The 15,190-nt window shown below is 70.3% G+C and carries 13 protein-coding genes; 8 read left to right on the forward strand and 5 right to left on the reverse strand.

What is annotated here, in order from left to right:
* Nucleotides 1–185 precede the first annotated feature (185 nt).
* The 3 genes from NQZ70_RS33965 to NQZ70_RS33975 all read right to left on the reverse strand — a co-directional run bounded on the left by NQZ70_RS33965 (nt 186) and on the right by NQZ70_RS33975 (nt 1,955).
* Nucleotides 186–749 (reverse strand): hypothetical protein, encoded by a 564-nt coding sequence (locus NQZ70_RS33965; protein WP_129577939.1) that lies wholly within the window; start codon nt 747–749, stop codon nt 186–188.
* Nucleotides 750–756: 7 nt separating this feature from the next.
* On the reverse strand, nt 757–1,107 hold the full coding sequence (locus tag NQZ70_RS33970; RefSeq protein WP_272826231.1) for a hypothetical protein: 351 nt from the start codon (nt 1,105–1,107) through the stop codon (nt 757–759).
* 407 nt (nt 1,108–1,514) lie between these two features.
* Nucleotides 1,515–1,955, reverse strand: a complete 441-nt coding sequence (locus NQZ70_RS33975) for a hypothetical protein (protein ID WP_129577940.1) — start codon at nt 1,953–1,955, stop codon at nt 1,515–1,517.
* 476 nt (nt 1,956–2,431) lie between these two features.
* On the opposite strand from NQZ70_RS33975, the gene NQZ70_RS33980 reads away from it, so the two are divergent.
* Nucleotides 2,432–2,752, forward strand: coding sequence for a hypothetical protein (locus NQZ70_RS33980; protein WP_129577941.1), 321 nt, complete (start codon nt 2,432–2,434; stop codon nt 2,750–2,752).
* A 1,653-nt stretch (nt 2,753–4,405) separates the two neighbouring features.
* Here NQZ70_RS33980 and NQZ70_RS33985 read toward each other — a convergent pair.
* Nucleotides 4,406–5,410: a DMT family transporter gene (locus NQZ70_RS33985; RefSeq protein WP_272826233.1), complete on the reverse strand. Its 1,005-nt coding sequence runs from the start codon at nt 5,408–5,410 to the stop codon at nt 4,406–4,408.
* Nucleotides 5,411–5,616: 206 nt separating this feature from the next.
* Here NQZ70_RS33985 and NQZ70_RS33990 point away from each other — a divergent pair, with 206 nt between their 5' ends.
* The 7 genes from NQZ70_RS33990 (at nt 5,617) to NQZ70_RS34020 (ending at nt 14,068) form a co-directional block, all read left to right on the forward strand.
* Nucleotides 5,617–6,444, forward strand: a complete 828-nt coding sequence (locus NQZ70_RS33990) for a TIGR02452 family protein (RefSeq protein WP_129577943.1) — start codon at nt 5,617–5,619, stop codon at nt 6,442–6,444.
* A 200-nt stretch (nt 6,445–6,644) separates the two neighbouring features.
* Nucleotides 6,645–8,300: a serine hydrolase gene (locus NQZ70_RS33995; RefSeq protein WP_129577944.1), complete on the forward strand. Its 1,656-nt coding sequence runs from the start codon at nt 6,645–6,647 to the stop codon at nt 8,298–8,300.
* A gap of 262 nt (nt 8,301–8,562) precedes the next feature.
* Entirely contained in the window at nt 8,563–9,234 is a 672-nt protein-coding gene (locus tag NQZ70_RS34000) for a hypothetical protein (protein ID WP_207218054.1), read from the forward strand.
* A gap of 421 nt (nt 9,235–9,655) precedes the next feature.
* Nucleotides 9,656–10,918: a glucose-1-phosphate adenylyltransferase gene (gene glgC / locus NQZ70_RS34005; RefSeq protein WP_129577946.1), complete on the forward strand. Its 1,263-nt coding sequence runs from the start codon at nt 9,656–9,658 to the stop codon at nt 10,916–10,918.
* Nucleotides 10,919–11,216: 298 nt separating this feature from the next.
* The gene (locus tag NQZ70_RS34010) at nt 11,217–12,251 is read left to right on the forward strand and encodes an aspartate-semialdehyde dehydrogenase (protein ID WP_129577947.1); all 1,035 of its coding nucleotides are present in this window, start codon (nt 11,217–11,219) and stop codon (nt 12,249–12,251) included.
* A 157-nt stretch (nt 12,252–12,408) separates the two neighbouring features.
* On the forward strand, nt 12,409–12,783 hold the full coding sequence (locus tag NQZ70_RS34015) for a DUF4406 domain-containing protein (RefSeq protein ID WP_129577948.1): 375 nt from the start codon (nt 12,409–12,411) through the stop codon (nt 12,781–12,783).
* Between the two features lie 682 nt (nt 12,784–13,465).
* Nucleotides 13,466–14,068 (forward strand): transposase, encoded by a 603-nt coding sequence (locus tag NQZ70_RS34020; RefSeq protein WP_129577949.1) that lies wholly within the window; start codon nt 13,466–13,468, stop codon nt 14,066–14,068.
* Here NQZ70_RS34020 and NQZ70_RS34025 read toward each other — a convergent pair.
* A protein-coding gene (locus NQZ70_RS34025) for an IS3 family transposase (protein ID WP_129572590.1) occupies nt 14,000–15,168 on the reverse strand; the annotation gives its coding sequence in 2 pieces (ribosomal slippage) (nt 14,000–14,916 and nt 14,916–15,168; 1,170 coding nt in all). The two genes, NQZ70_RS34020 and NQZ70_RS34025, sit on opposite strands and share 69 nt — an antisense overlap.
* Nucleotides 15,169–15,190 lie beyond the last annotated feature (22 nt).

Below are 15,190 nucleotides of genomic sequence, written 5' to 3' on the forward strand. Positions count from 1 at the left end.
CACCTCGATCCGCGGCCGCTCCTCCACCAGTCGCCGCCCCGAGCGAGCGGCGCCCCCAGCGAGCGGCGCTTCCCGGCGGCTAAGCCGGCTTTCCACGTCAGCGACGGCGCCGAGCTCGCCTCGAGCGTCTCGACGGCGATGCGCCCGAGCTCGGCCGAGTGGACGACGGCCGCCCAGGAGAATGGCTACGGATCCACCCAGGTCCAGACGTCCGAGAAGAGGCACATGTAGATCGTCGCCTCGCCCATCAACACCCCATCCATATCCACATCCGGCACCACCTCGTTCCCGAGCTCCGGCGGGATCGTCTGGTAGCCGGGGTACGTGGCCTCGATCTCTTCTGCGACCGCCGCCGGTATCTCGTCTGGCTCGCCCCTACTGTGGATTCCATAATACGGCCCGAGAAGGCTCACGTGGAAGCTGAGCGAAGCCCTGCTGCCGAGCGAGGGAGCGGGCTCGAAGTCCTTGGGGCGATAGATGCGGGCCGAGTAGGCCGGGGCAACCCCTCCCGCGAACAGGTCGATAGACTCGTTTTGAAGTCTGTATCGTTCGTACATGCGGTGAATCATCGCTTCCCACGTTGTATACTCCGCACGTCCACGGTTTGCGGCTTCCACCAAGCGGCGGTGCTCCTCCGTGTCCTCGTAGACGCGCTCGCCCGGAGGCACATAGATGCGCTGCATTTTCTGCACCCCCCGCGGGTAGAAACGGTAGACGACGTCGAGCAGCTCGGAGCGGGTCATTTTCATGGATTCGTCACCGACGCGCCGAGCAGCGGATACGTGGACTTGAACGCGACCTTTGCCTTGCCGGCAAAATCTTTGCAAAGATCCCCGGCGGGAGATTGTAGTCCATGACGTTCGCGACCGCCTCCGTAATTTCTTCGCTGAGGTTGGCCGCACGAATCGGATCAATTTTTCCCATAAACTCAGTCCGAATCGGCATTTTGATGGTGATAGCGCAGTACCACTCGGTGGTGCCGCGTGAGGATCTGTGCGTGAACTTCAGGTTTGCCTTGGCCTGTTGCCACCCGCCTGCGCTCCCCCGGCCGTCATCCTTGACAATCGTAACAAATGGAAAGTCCGACGGATCGAAATCCACGTACACAAAGTGAGCCATTCCAGGCTGCGGACACTTCGAGCTGCAGGCACCGCTACAGCTCAAGAAGGTCGCTCCGCCTCCCGTTACATCGCCGAATCCGGGGCACGGGTCTCGCGGGCTGTCCGGGCTATATGCCGGGCTCTCCGAGCTGTCGCTCGGCCTCTTGTCTTCGTCTTCGAGGTCGGACTCGTTGCACGCGATCTTGCGCTCGCTGCCATCGTACGGGCCGTCCGGCTCCGCCCCGAAGTCACCGGATGCGGCGGAGGTGTAGATGGGGACGGGATCCCAACCTGGACCTGCACCTACCCCCGAGCTTCGTTCCTCGACAGGATAGCAGTCTCCTATCGTCCAGTTGCACGCCGAAACCGCCAGAGCGGCGGCGCCCATGGTCGCCAGTAGACTCGTTCTTATGCTCATTGGGTACTCCATCGAAGCACAGGACCAACAACAATGACGACGGACACGCAGCCCGGGAGCACCAGGCTGCTCCCGCCGACCCAGTTCACGTTGGCGCTCATCGACACGCCCAGCGGTCCGGCAACGTACGCGTTGGCCTGCGCGTGGCCACCTACGGCCAAGCCGCCGACGCGGCCGCACAAGGTGATACCGCACGCCGGCATGACATAGAACGCGACCGAGGGCCCCGCGCTGACGTTGCCGTCCTTCCACGCGTACCCGATGTTAGCCGAGGTCTGGTTGTAGACCCCGGGCCCGTCCTCCTGGGTCGCGGGTAGGATCGTGCACAGGTCGTGCACCGTGAACAGGATCTCTCGCTGGATGGGCCACGCGATGCCCGCGTGCGGCCCCACCGCGAGGCGCGGAACGGTACCGGCCTGCAGCCACCCGAGGCTCACACCGGCGCTCAGCTCGGGCGCTTCTACGGGCGCCGGGACAACAAGGAGCGGGAGGACAACCCCTGCTGCCCATGAGATCCGTCGCTGTGACGCCCTCACCGTCACCCCCCGGTTGGAAGCCTTTGGCCGATGCGCGCGCTGCGCGCTGAGGACCGCGCGCCATTGTTCCGGCCGTGGGATGGACGTCAACGACAAATTCTGCGGCGAAACCAGAGCGCCTCGGGGTCGCCCCGTCCCGAACGTGCGCAGGTGCGCAGGCAGTAGCGCCGTGGCTGCGCCGGAGCGGGCGCGCGGCGCGCCCTCGCTGATGCTCCGGCGCCATGTGCGCCGGCGTGTCCGAGCTCGATCCGGCGCGCGCGCCGAGCTCGCACGCCGAGGCTGGTGCCGTTGCCTCGCCCATGGTATCGGCCTCTGTTCGGAGCTCGATCATGACGTGTCTCGCGGCGCCGACGTCGGCGCTGCGCGGAGGGTCCTGGATGCGAAAGATTCATATTGCTTTGGGTGTGAGCTCACTGGCGGATTCCATCACGGATTACACGCGGCGCCTGGCGGCCCAGCCGCAGGTGATCGTGCCGCGCCAGTGCGCGCTCTGGCGCACCGACGCGGTGAACTTTTCGATTCGCCAGCTCCCCGATGGCGGGGCTCCGGGATTGCGTCATCTGGGGTGGGAGGACGATGACGCCAGCGCCTTTTCCGAGGCTCGGGATTGCAATGGCATTCTCTGGGAAGAGTTCGGTCCCGAGCAGCAGCTGCAAGAGATCCTTGGGCTCTGGCCCGATGCCCAGATCAAGCGCTGACTTTGAGGTGGCGATGAATCGGCCGGAAGAACCTGGACGCCCTCCCCCGGGGCAGTGCGTGCAGTCGATCTCGGCTTCGACCCAGGGCGAGGTTGACGAGCCGTAGCCGCAGGGACGCAATCCGTGCCCTGAATCACGGTTGACACCGCCCCTCCGCACGCGCATCTGGAACGACCTGGAGGATGGGCATGCGCCACAGGCTGAAAATGAAGGCGATCCCTGTTCTTATTCCTCTCGGTCTCACGGTGTGGGCGTGTAACTACGACGTGGGCGAGTGCTATCTGAGGGGGACGGAAGGCGCAGGGGCCGGAGAACCATACCCACCGGGGTCAGCAGCTACGGGGGACGGGTTCGGAAACGGTGACGACGTGGGGAGCGGCGCCACTGAGGAGATGGCAGGGTGCACGCCCGACAAGACATGCACAGACATGTTCGTGGATTGCCAATAGATCGGCGGCAAGTGCATCACGGGATATCCAGGCTGCGACAAATGGGGCTATACACCGTGTGAAAGTTGCCGCGACGCCTGCCAAACGGACGCACCATACCCGCCAGCATGCAAATGCAGATCGTGCGGATTCAGATGATGAACAATCCGATACGGGGCGCAGTCTACGTTGCCATGGGCAGGATTGCCGGAGCGGCTCTAGCCAAGGTTGCATCCCCGGTCGTGGCCGAAGATGACAATCTCCTACTGGGTCCATCAAGAGTCGATCCGAAACGTCATCGTGCTGCGCGCCTTAGATACTGGGGGGGAGAGCCGTCTGCCGATCTCAATGAAGAGCTCGCACGTCCTGATGGGCCGCCGGTCTGCGTGGCGCTTCCGCCGACACCAGGCGGCCTGATGAGCCTCTGTCGGATCTGCGCTTCCGTGGTCGAGCGCGGGCGCACGGTGTTCGTCGTCGATCTCAGCCCAGACGCCGCCGGAGTATTTCCGCGAGGGCCCGGCCCGGGCAGGGCCATATCCCTCAATGTCGCGGATGCTCTGCTACGCAAGCCGCCTGTGGTCCAATGGTCGAAGCTCGAGACAGCTCTCGCGGCTACGCTCTGGAAATTGTGGTGCCGCCGCTCGCCCGTCGCCTTTTCCAGGTTCTGTGCATCTGGGAGCACGTTCCACCCGCAGCTGGCCAACCTTGGGCGTTATCATGCCGGACTCTTTCCCCGACGGGCAGGCCATGGGCTCTACCTATCGCGCTTTGATGAGCTCCTCCTGCGACAGCTATCGCGAGAGTGGCTCTCGCCGGTCAAAGTTTTTGCCAACGCGATCAATGCAAAATCTGAGCTCGACGCATGGTTTTCACACACGGGAGATCTGTACGTAGCCAAACGGCTCAATGAATGGTATCGCCACACGCGGGGCCGTATCATCGAACGGCGAAGCGCGCATCACCCGAGGCCTTCCGAGATGACGAGATGGTGCTTTCGATGGCGTGCGGGGAGCGAGGGGATCCTCGAGGCGCTGCCGAGTCTACAAACGGCCCCGCCTGTCTCTATCGGAGGTGCTACCGCGTATGATCCCGACCACGCATGGGTATGCCGATTCGATGCGCGAGGCGCGCCTTACCTGAGCCGATTCGACGCCGCATCGTCAGGCGACAGGCTGGAATAGGGCGTATCCGATAGCGCCCGTGACGAGGGGCGCGGCCGCGCCTCTCAGGCGGCGCGAGCGGTGGCCACGAGGCCGCCGGCCGCCACGAGGGCGCAGGCGGCGAGCAGCGCGAGGCTCGCCTCGGCGTGGCCGGCGAGGCAGAGGAGCAGCGTCGAGAGGATGGGCGCGCCGTAGGCCAGCACGCCGAGCTGCGAGACGTCGCCGTGCTTCGTCGCGTGATCCCAGGCGAAGAACGCGACGCCCACGGGGCCGAGCCCGAGCGCGAGCAGGCCGAGCACCTGGCCGGCCGTGGGCGCGACCGTGCGCTCGAACGCGAGGTGCCCGGCGAGGCCGAGGGCCGCCGTCGCGGCGCAGGGGCCGACGAGGGCGTCGGCGGGGACCTCGGCGAAGCGGCGCTGGAGCACGGAGTACGTCGACCAGAGGAGCGCGCAGCCGAGCGCGGCCGCGTAGCCGGGCAGGTGCGCGGCGCTCGGGATGACGGCGCCCCCGGCGGCAAGGACCGTCCAGACGCCCGCGAGCCCGAGCAGCGCCCCGGCCACGTGCCTCCAGCGCAGACGGCCGCCGGGCAGCGCCGCCGAGAACAGGACGATGAGCAGCGGCCACAGGTACGAGATCACGCTGACCTGCACGGGCGGCGCGACGGAGAGCGCGTAGAAATAGAGGGCGTGATAGCCGAACAGACCGCCCACGCCGACGAGCCACCAGCCGAGCGGCTGGCGGAGCGCGCCGAGGCCGCCCCGGCCGCGCCGGGCAATCCGCGCCGCGCCGAGGAGCGCCGCGATCGCGAAGGTCGACGCGAGCACCTGGAGCGACGGCAGGCCGCGCACCGAGGTCGAGAGCAGCGTGAAGCTGCCCCAGAGGCAGATGGCCGCGACGCCCGCGAGGGTGGCGGTGCGCCGCGAGGGGCGCGCCGCCGATGTCGCCTCCGCCAGGGCGCGGGGGGCCGCCTTCGCCAGGGCGCGGGGGGCCGCCTCCGCCGGGGCGCGGGGGCCGCCTGCTCGGCCGAGTGACGCCGGACGCTGAGCTCGACCTCGGACATCGCGCGCCATGATCTCACGCGCGCCGCCCGCGCGCCATGCGCGGCGTCCGCGCGCCATGCGCGGCGCCCGCGCGCCATCCGCGGCGCCGATCCGCAGGAGATCGCGGGCAGACGACGCCGCCGGCCCGCCGGAGCCCCGGTGGAGCAGGCCCCGCGCGCCCGCGGCGGCGCGCGTTTCGCTGGACGCTCGGCCGCGGTTCGCCAATCTTTGGACGCATGAAGCTCACGGGCATCGCCGCAGAAACCGTGCAGATCGCGAGCCGGGGCGAGTACACCGCGCCCTCGGGCGCGACGGTCCGCATCCGCGATCGCGTGCTCGCCGCGGTGAAGGCCACTGCGCTTTACCGGCCCGGATCCCTCGACACCTGGGAGCCGAAGGAGCGCCTCGAGCGGCCGACGACCCTCGAGGTCACGGGCGAGACCACGGGGGCCGCCGGCCGTCGGCTCGTCGAGCAGGAGGGCGAGGCCCGCGTCGCGGCCCTCAACTTCGCGTCCGGCAAGAACCCCGGGGGCGGGTTCCTGCGCGGGGCCAAGGCCCAGGAAGAGGACCTCGCCAGGTGCTCCGCGCTGTACGCATGCCTGGTCGAGCAGCGCGAGTACTACGACCAGAACCGCGCCTCGGGCAGCTTCCTGTACACCGATCACCTCATCTACTCGCCGGACGTGCCGTTCTTCCGCGACGACCAGCACAACCTGCTGGAGCGGCCCTTCGCGCTGTCGATCATCACCGCGCCGGCGCCGAACGCCGGCGAGGCGCTCCTGCGCGACGAGGGGGTGGACCAGGACATCCGCGCGGCCCTGGAGCGCCGCGCGGCCATGGTGCTCGCGGCGGCGGGCGCGCACGGGCACCGGTGCCTGGTGCTCGGCGCCTGGGGGTGCGGCGTCTTCCGCAACGACCCGGGCGAGGTCGCCGACGTGTTCGCCCGGTGGCTCGATCACCCGCGCTTCCGCGGCGCGTTCTCGCGCGTGGTGTTCGCTGTGTACGACCGGGGCGCCGACCAGCCGAACTATCGGGCCTTCCGGGATCGGTTCGCAGGGGCGTAGGCGCGCACCGCCCCATGGCCCGCGCGCGGGCCACACCGTGGGAGACCCACGCGCGGGCCACACCGTGGGAGACATACGCCCGAGCTGCGCCGAGGTGGCTCTTTCCGTCTTCCTTCAATGGAAAATCGAGAACGGAAATCGCTCGATTGCTGCTTTCGATTGTCGGACCGTGATGGAGGAGCGAAAATCACGGTTCCGCCTTGAAGACGACTGGTAGCAACTTCGCCGTACGCCTCGCGACGGCCGTCTTCTCCGCGTCGCTCCCGCTCCTCGGCGGGTGCGCGAAGGCCGCGCCCGCGCCGCGGGCCGCCCGGCCAGCGGCCCCGGCGCCGCTCCTCCAGCGCTTCGCCAGCGAGCCCGCGCCGGCGCCGCGCTTCCTCGATCCGGAGCGCGGGCGGAAGCTCCGCGCGGCCGCGCCCGAGGTGCAGGCGCTGGCGCAGCGCACCGCGGAGCGGGAGCGCCTGCCCGCCCTGGCGCTCGGCGTCGTCATCGACGGCGAGCTCGCGATCCAGAAGGTGGTCGGCGTGCGCGACGTCGCGCGGGGCGGGGCGGTCGACGAGCACACGCGCTTCCGCATCGGCTCGATCACGAAGACGCTGACCGCCGCGGCGGTCCTGCGGCTCCGCGACGAGGGGCGGCTGTCGATCGACGCCCCGGCGGCCCGCTACCTGCCCGCGCTCGCCGGCGTCGTCTACCCGACGCGCGACTCGCGGCCGATGACGGTGCGCGACCTGCTCACGCACAGCTCCGGCCTGCCCCGGCTCGGCGTGTTCTCCCCCGCCTCGACGGCGCGCGACCTCACCGAGCGCGAGATCCTGGCCACCCTCGACGGCTTCGGGCTCGAGAGCGCGCCGGGCACCGAGACGTCCTACTCGAACCTCGGCTACTCGCTCCTCGGGCTGCTCGTCGGGCGCGCCGCCGGCGTCCCGTACCGGCGCTACATGAACGACGCGCTGCTCGCGCCGCTCGGCATGCGCGACGCCGCGTGGGACGCCGCCGAGGTGCCGCCCGACGCGCTCGCGTCGCCGCACGTGCGCGCGGGCGACGAGGTGACGCCCATCCAGCCGTGGCGGCTCGGGGCCTCCGAGTCGACCGCGGGGCTCTACGCGAGCCTGTCCGACATGGGCCGGTTCATCGGGCTCCAGCTCGCCGCCTGGCCCGCCCGCGACGCGCCCGAGGCCGGCCCCCTGCGGCGGAGCACGCTGCGCGAGTCGCACATGATGGCGCGCAACGGCTCGGCGTTCCCGGCGGCCGGCGGCGCCGACGGCCCCGGGCTCGGCTGGCACGTGCGCGAGGACTGCGACCTCGGCCACGTGGTGTTCCACAACGGCCTCATCGACGGCTTCTCCGCCTCGGTGATGATCCTCCCGCAGCGCGGCGTCGGCGTCGTCGCGCTCGCCAACGTGGCCGGCGCCGCCCTCGAGTCGCTGAGCACGAAGGTGCTCGGCAAGCTCGAGGCGACCGGCGCGATGGTCGCGCGCGTCGTCCCGCCCTCCCCGTCGGTGCGCCGCGCGGCGCAGGCGGTCGCCTCGGTCATCGGCCGCGCGCGGATGGATCCTCTCGATCGCCGGCTCCGGCCCGGCTGGTTCCCCGACGATTACCTCACGTCGCTGCGGCAGGAGCTGCGGGACGTCGGCGCGAGGGTGGGCGCGTGCGCGCTCGACGGCTCCGCGATGGTCGAGAGCGCCACGTCGGCGCGCTTCGGCCTGCGCTGCGAGCGCGGGGCGCTCTCGGTGGCGGTGCGCGTGGACACCTCGCCGGACCCGCTGATCACCTCGCTCAGCGTCGAGGAGCAGACGGGGGCGATCGCGTGGGAGGGCCTCCGCGCGCGCGCCCGGCCGGCGCGCTGCCGCTGAGCCCGCCGGCGGCCGGCCATCGTGCCACACCTGTGGCAGAGCGCCCCCACACGGACGCGCGGCTGAGCTCGCGGTGACGGCGTGACGGCGACGTACGGAAGCGGCCTGTTTTCCGGGGCCGCCGCGCGGGTGGCTCGCGCCGTGCATTGGGCCGCCACCGCTCACACCAACGGATTGCCGTTGTCCACGAGACTCCGGGACACCGGAGCTCGTTTCAGCGCTATCACGCCCGTCTCGGGCGGTAGCGAGGAGACTGATGATCATGCGAACTCTCGTTCACTCTCTTGCGCTCTCGACCATGCTCGCCCTCGCCGGATTCGGCTGCTCCAGCAACTCGCAGCCTGCGCAGAGCCCCGCTGGCGCCACCTCCCCGGGCGCCACGGAAGGAACGCAAGCGCCGTGGGGCTCGGACGCGAGCGGCACCGGGACGAACGCGGGCACGGGCGTCGGGACGGGCGACGCCACGGGAGCTCCTGGGACCGGCAGCAGCGCGGGTCAGCCCTCGACGGGCGGCATCGGCTCCGGCACGAGCGACCTGGGCTCTGGACAGGGCGCTTCCGGGACGGGCACGGGTGTAACGGGCACCGGCACCGGGAGCACCGGTCTGACGGGCACGGGCACGGGGACCACGGGCGCTGGCGCCACCGGCACCGGCACCCCGGGTGCCACCGGCACGGGCAGCAGCGCGACGGGCACCGGGACCCCGGGCACGGGCGCGGGGGTCCCCGGCGGCTTCCGCGGCGACACGAGCAGCGGCACGCAGTCGCCCACCACCAGCCCGCAGCAGGGCAATCCGCAGAACAAGAAGGGCGGCACGACCGGCACGGGGACCGGCCCCGGCACGCAGAGCCCGGGCGCGGGCCCCGGCGCCACGGGCAGCGCGCCGGGCTCCGGCGCCACGGGCAGCGCGCCGGGCTCCGGCGCCACGCGCTGATCGGGCGGAGCGGCCGCCGTCGTCGCCCGACGGCCCGGGCCGCGCCAGGGCTCGCACAGCGGCGTGACGCTGCGCGAGCCCGCTTCGCCGGACGAGATACCCGATCACCGAAGAAACCGCCAAGGCGCCACGGGACCCGGAGAATTCTCTCTCTCGGCGTCCTCGGCGCCTTGGCGGTTTGTCTCTCTCTCGCCCGATCGCCGCGCCGGCGCGGCGGCGGCTCACCGCCCCGGCGCGGCGGCGGCGGCCCCGGGGCCGGCGCGCCTCCCGCGCGGGCCGGCCCGGGATCACCCGGCGAGCGCGACGGTTGCAACCACATCGCACAACATGGTATTCGGCTCGACCGATCCCGAGGATCGGCTAGTCTAGTCGCGCCCATGCTCCGGGCGTCGAACCGTCCCCCTCACCTGCGGAGGTCCGCTTGAAGCACAACGACGTGGTGGTTTTGATCCTCGGCGGAGGCGTCGGAAGCCGCCTCTATCCGCTCACCAAGCTGCGCTCGAAGCCAGCGGTCCCGACCGGCGGCAAGTACCGACTGGTCGACATCCCGATCAGCAACTGCCTCAACTCGGGCTTCAATCGCATCCACATCCTCACGCAGTACAACTCGGTCTCTCTCCACAACCACATCACGCAGACGTATCGATTCGACGTCTTCTCCGCGGGCGCGGTGCAGATCCTCGCCGCCGAGCAGACGCCGACCCACAGCGACTGGTACCAGGGCACCGCCGACGCGGTCCGCAAGCAGCTGGGCGAGGTCAAGTCGCCGAACCCGCGCGACGTCATGATCCTCTCGGGCGACCACCTCTACCGCATGGACTACGAGCCTTTCCTCGAGCGCCACCGCGAGACCCGGGCGGACGTCACGCTGGCGGTGCGGCCCGTCCCGACCGACGAGGTGTCGCGCCTCGGCATCGTGGACACCGACGACGACGGGCGGGTGGTCAAGTTCGTCGAGAAGCCGAAGGACATGAAGCTGCTCGACGGCGTGCGGCGGCTCCCCGATCCGAAGAACCCGTGGCTCGCCTCGATGGGCGTCTACATCTTCAGCGCGAAGGCGCTCTACGAGATGCTCGAGCGCGACAACGCCTCCGACTTCGGCCACCACATCCTGCCGCGCGCGCTCGACACCCACCGGATGGTGACCTACACGTTCGACGGGTACTGGGAGGACATCGGCACGATCCGGAGCTATTACGAGGCCAGCCTCGCGCTCACCGACTCCAATCCTCCTTTCTCGTTCTACGATCCCCAGCGGCCGATCTACACCCGCCCGCAGTTCTTCCCCCCGGCCCACGTCAGCGCCGGCTCGGTCCTCGACCAGGTGCTCCTCGCCGAGGGGAGCCGGATCATCGAGTCGAAGATCTCCCGGTCCGTCGTCGGGCAGCTCTCGTCGATCGGGCCCCACGTCACGATGTCGAACACGGTCATGATGGGCGCGGACTACGAGGTCCTGTTCCAGGGCCACGCCCCCGAGAGCACGCGGGGTCTCCCGCCCATCGGCATCGGCCGGGGGTGCAGGATCGACGGCGCGATCATCGACAAGAACGCGCGCATCGGCGAGGGCGTGGTGATCCGCAACATTCCGGATCGCGAGGACGCCGACGCCGAGTACTACGCGGCCCGCGAGGGCATCGTCGTCGTCCCGAAGAACGCCGTCGTCCCCCCGGGCACGGTCATCTGAGCAGGCCGCCCGCGCGCCGCGCCAGGCCGGCGGCGAGCTCGCCAGCGCAGGTCGGCGCCGCGGCGCCCGCGCGTCCCGGACAGGCCGACCCGAGGCCGCCGGGCATGGCGCCCTGCGCCATCGGGGCCGCGGTCGCCTCGCCCTCGGTCGGTCCAGGGCGCCGGTCCCCCTCCGGCGCCGGCGGCGCCGGCGCGCTGCCTCCGGCGCCGGCGCGCGGATGCCCCGCCGCGGGCGGCCCCGCCGCGCCCGCCCACTGGCCCCTCGTCGGATGGGCGCCGGTCTGGTAAAGAGCGCCCCTATGCGAATCTGCATCCTCGGCGCTACGGGCCTCGTCGGTCGCGAAACCATCACCCTCATCGCGCGGGCCTGGCCCGGCGCGACGCTCGCCCTGTTCGCGAGCCGGGACCAGGAGCTCACCCTCGACGGCAAGTCGTACGAGGTGCTCGGCGCGTCGCGGCTCGAGGCGCAGGACGCCCCCCGCGGGGACCTCGCGTTCGTCGCCCTGGATGACGAGCACAGCAAGCGGTACGTCCCGCGGCTCCTGGAGCTCGGCTACCGCGTCATCGACAAGAGCAACACGTACCGCACCGACCCGAAGGTGCCGCTGGTCGCCGCCGGGGTGAACTCGAGCATCATCGACGACTCGGTCCGGCTCGTGGCCAATCCGAACTGCACGACCATCCCGCTGACGCTCGCGCTCTCGCCCCTGCGCCGGGAGTTCGGGCTCAGCGCGGTCACGGTGAGCACCTACCAGGCGGTCAGCGGCGCCGGCATCGCCGCCCTCGACGCATTCCTCGCCGACGCGCGCGACGGCTACCAGGCGCTCGACCGGCTGGGCGGCCCGTTCAAGCTGTCGGGCTACGCCGGCAACGTCGTCCCGCACAACGGCGGCACCGACGAGAGCGGCTTCTCCTCGGAGGAGCGGAAGCTCATCTTCGAGAGCCGCAAGATCCTGGCGATGCCGGAGCTCGGCGTGTCCGCGCAGTGCTGCCGGGTCGCGGTCGCCGTGGGCCATTACGAGAACGCGTGGGTGACGTTCGAGCGCCCGGTGGACCTGGAGCGCGCGGCGAGCCTCCTGAGCGATCCGGCGCAGGCGCCGTATGTGAAGTACCTCCCCGGCGCCGCGGGCGAGGGCCTGAGCGCGCTCCACTGCGTGCAGGACCGCGACCGCGCCCTGGTCGGGCGGATCCGCCCGGACGCCCGGGACCGCGACCGGAAGACCGTGTGCATCACGGTGGTCGGCGACAACCTCCGGCTCGGCGCGGCCACGAACGCGGTCCGCATCGCGACGCGCTGGTTCAAGAGCGCCGACCAGGACCTCCAGGCCCCGTGACCGGCGCGCCCGGACGGGCGTGAACCGCCGCGACGGCCGCGGCGGCCGCGATGGCGCGGGCCTCACCCGATCTCACGGGCCAGCAGCCCGCCACCCGACACCGCTCCTCGCCCCTCTGCGTTTCTGTCGGCTCTACCCCCCTGGAGGACTCAAGACGATGACGACCGGGCAGCCGCTCATGATCCTCGTCGCCGGGCCCTATCGCTCCGGCACCAACGACGACCCCGCCCTGATCGCCGCCAACGTTCGCGCCATGAACGACATGGCGGTGCGCCTGTTTCGCGCCGGCCACCTCCCCGTCCTCGGCGAGTGGTTCGCGCTGCCGCTCATCGAGCACGCCGGCTCGCGCCAGATCGGCGACGAGATCTTCAACGAGATCTTCCACCCCGTCGCCCGCCGGCTCGTCGCCCGCTGCGACGCCTGCCTGCGGATCGGCGGCCCCTCGAAGGGCGCCGACGAGATGGTCGAGCTGTCCCGATCCCTGGGCAAGCAGGTCTTCTTCAGCCTGGACGAGGTGCCGAGCTGCGGCTAGCTCCACCCGCCAGGAGTCCGGCCAGCGATCCGGAGAGAGAGAATTCAACGCAAAGGCGCAAAGACGCAAAGGCGAAGGCGCAAAAGCGCAAAGGCGCAAAGAACAAATATTATTCTTTTTTGCGTCTTTGCGCCTTTGCGCCTTTGCGTTAGAATTCTCTTCGCTCGCGAGGCAGATCCCTGGCGGGACTGTCCCGTGGGGGCGGACCGTCGCGATCCGTCACATCCCCGGGCAATTTGGGAGGGCGTGACGACGGATCGCACCCCCTAGATGGAATGAGGCAGCCCACGGCGCGCCTGGACCCATGATGCCGACCGTACCGACCCAAGCCTCTGCTCGACGCGTTCGCGCGGCGGGGCCTGCGAAGACAGCCCGCCGCACCGTGGAGGTCGGCCCATCGGCAGCCGAGGGTGCTGGAGTGCTCGGAGGCGTCAAGGGTTCGCGAGCGGAGCTCGCCGGCTCCGCCGCCCTTGACTCCCCCTGCGCGCTCCAGCCGGACAAAGCTGCGGGCGATGGGCGGACGGAGGCCTCCGGCGGGGGCTCCAGGCTCCGGAGAGGAGCGAGCAAGAAAGAGCCGCTCGGAGCAGCGAGCAATGTGGCTGACCTCTCGCCTGCAGGGTTGCCTGCGGGCACCCCCACGCGTTCGAGGACGCAGAAGACGGGGGCCCAGGAGAGGTCAGCCATGCGAAGTGTAGCGCTGGATCTGGGGGTCCATGAGATCTCATTCTGCGAGGTGGCGGGCGGGGCCGTGGTGCTACGGCGCACGGTTCGCTCGCTGGATTCGCTGCAGGATCTCCTCGGCCCGTCGTCCTCGCCGGCCCGGGTGGCGATCGAGGCCTGCCGCGAGGCCTGGGCGGTGCACGACAAGCTGCGCGACTGGGGTCACGACGTGCTGGTCGTCGACACCACGCGAGCTCGTCAGCTCGGCATCGGCCAGCACGGCCGCAAGAATGACCGCCTTGATGCCGAGGCGTTAGCGCGCGCCGTCGAGCGCGGGGGCATTCCACTCGCACACGTGCTGTCGCCTCACCGGCGGGCCATTCGCCACCAGCTGGCCGTCCGGCGCGCGTTGGTTGAGACGCGGGCCCAGTACGTCACTACCGTGCGCGGCATCCTGCGCGCTTGCGGACACAAGCTCGCGAGGTGCACCACCGAGGGATTCCTCACGGTGCTGAGCGCGGCAGCTGGTCCTCCCCCGGTTCCGCGGACAGTCTCACTATGCCGCGCGCGCGGTCACGTAGGTCTTCAATTCGAACTCGATCGGGCTCATGTAGGCGAGCCGTGAGTGCCGTCGTTTCAGGTTGTAGAAGTTCTCGATGTAGTCTCCGATCGATGCGATGGCGGCCGCTCGCGTCGGGTAGCGCTCGTGCTCGACCAGCTCCGCCTTCAGCGTCGCGAAGAAGCTCTCGGCCACGGCGTTGTCCCAGCAGTCGCCGGCGCGGCTCATGCTCGGGATGAGCCCGTGGGTCCCGAGCACGAGCCGGTAGTCGTCGCTGGCGTAGGGGCTGCCACGATCCGAGTGGTGCACCAGCCCAGGCGCCGGCCGCCGCGTTCCCAAGGCGAACGCGAGCGCGGTGAGCGCCAGGGCGCGATCGTTGAACGCGCTCGCGGCCCAGCCGACCACGCGGCGCGAGAACAGGTCCAGGATCACGGCCAAGTACAGCCAGCCCTCGCCGGTGGGAATGTACGTCACGTCCGTCACCCAGACCTGGTTGGGCGCTCGAGCATCGAATTGCCGCTCGATCACATTCGGGGCGATCGGGCCGTTGTGCCGCGAGTTGGTGGTGCGGCGGAAGCGCCGCTTCCTCCGAGCCGCGAGTCGTTGAGCTCGCATCAGCCGCTCGACCCGTTTCTTGCCGACACGCATGCCGCGAGCACGAAGTTCCGCGTGGATGCGCGGACTGCCGTAGCGGCCACGGCTCTTGTGGTGCACGGCCCTGATCTGTGCGCTCAGTTGAGCGTCGGACTTGGCCCGCGCGGACTCCGAGCGCTTGGCCCACCCGTAGTAGCCGCTGCGCGAGACGAGCAGCACCGCGCACAGTACCAGCACCGGGTAGTGCGCCTTCTCCGCGTCGATGAACTCGAACCTCACTCGTTTTCCTTCGCGAAGAAGGCCGCCGCTTTTTTTAAGATCTCGCGCTCCATCTCCAGCCGCTTCACGTCGCGGCGCAGCCGCTGCAGTTCCTCACGCTCCGGCGTCGTCAGCGCCCCCGGCGGGCCGTGGCCCGCGTCGGTGTCCGCGCGCTTGATCCAGTCGCGCAGCGCCGTCTCGGTCAGGTCGAGGTCCTTCGCCACCTGGCCGATGCTCCGGTCGCTCGCCTTCGCCAGCCGTACCGCCTCCGCCTTGAACTCGGGCGTGAACGCCCTCCTCTTTCTCCGTCCCATCCCTGCCTCCTGGTGCCGTCGG

Origin of the sequence: Sorangium sp. So ce836 (genome assembly GCF_028553905.1) — a bacterium.
Classification (GTDB): domain Bacteria; phylum Myxococcota_A; class Polyangia; order Polyangiales; family Polyangiaceae; genus Sorangium; species Sorangium cellulosum_D.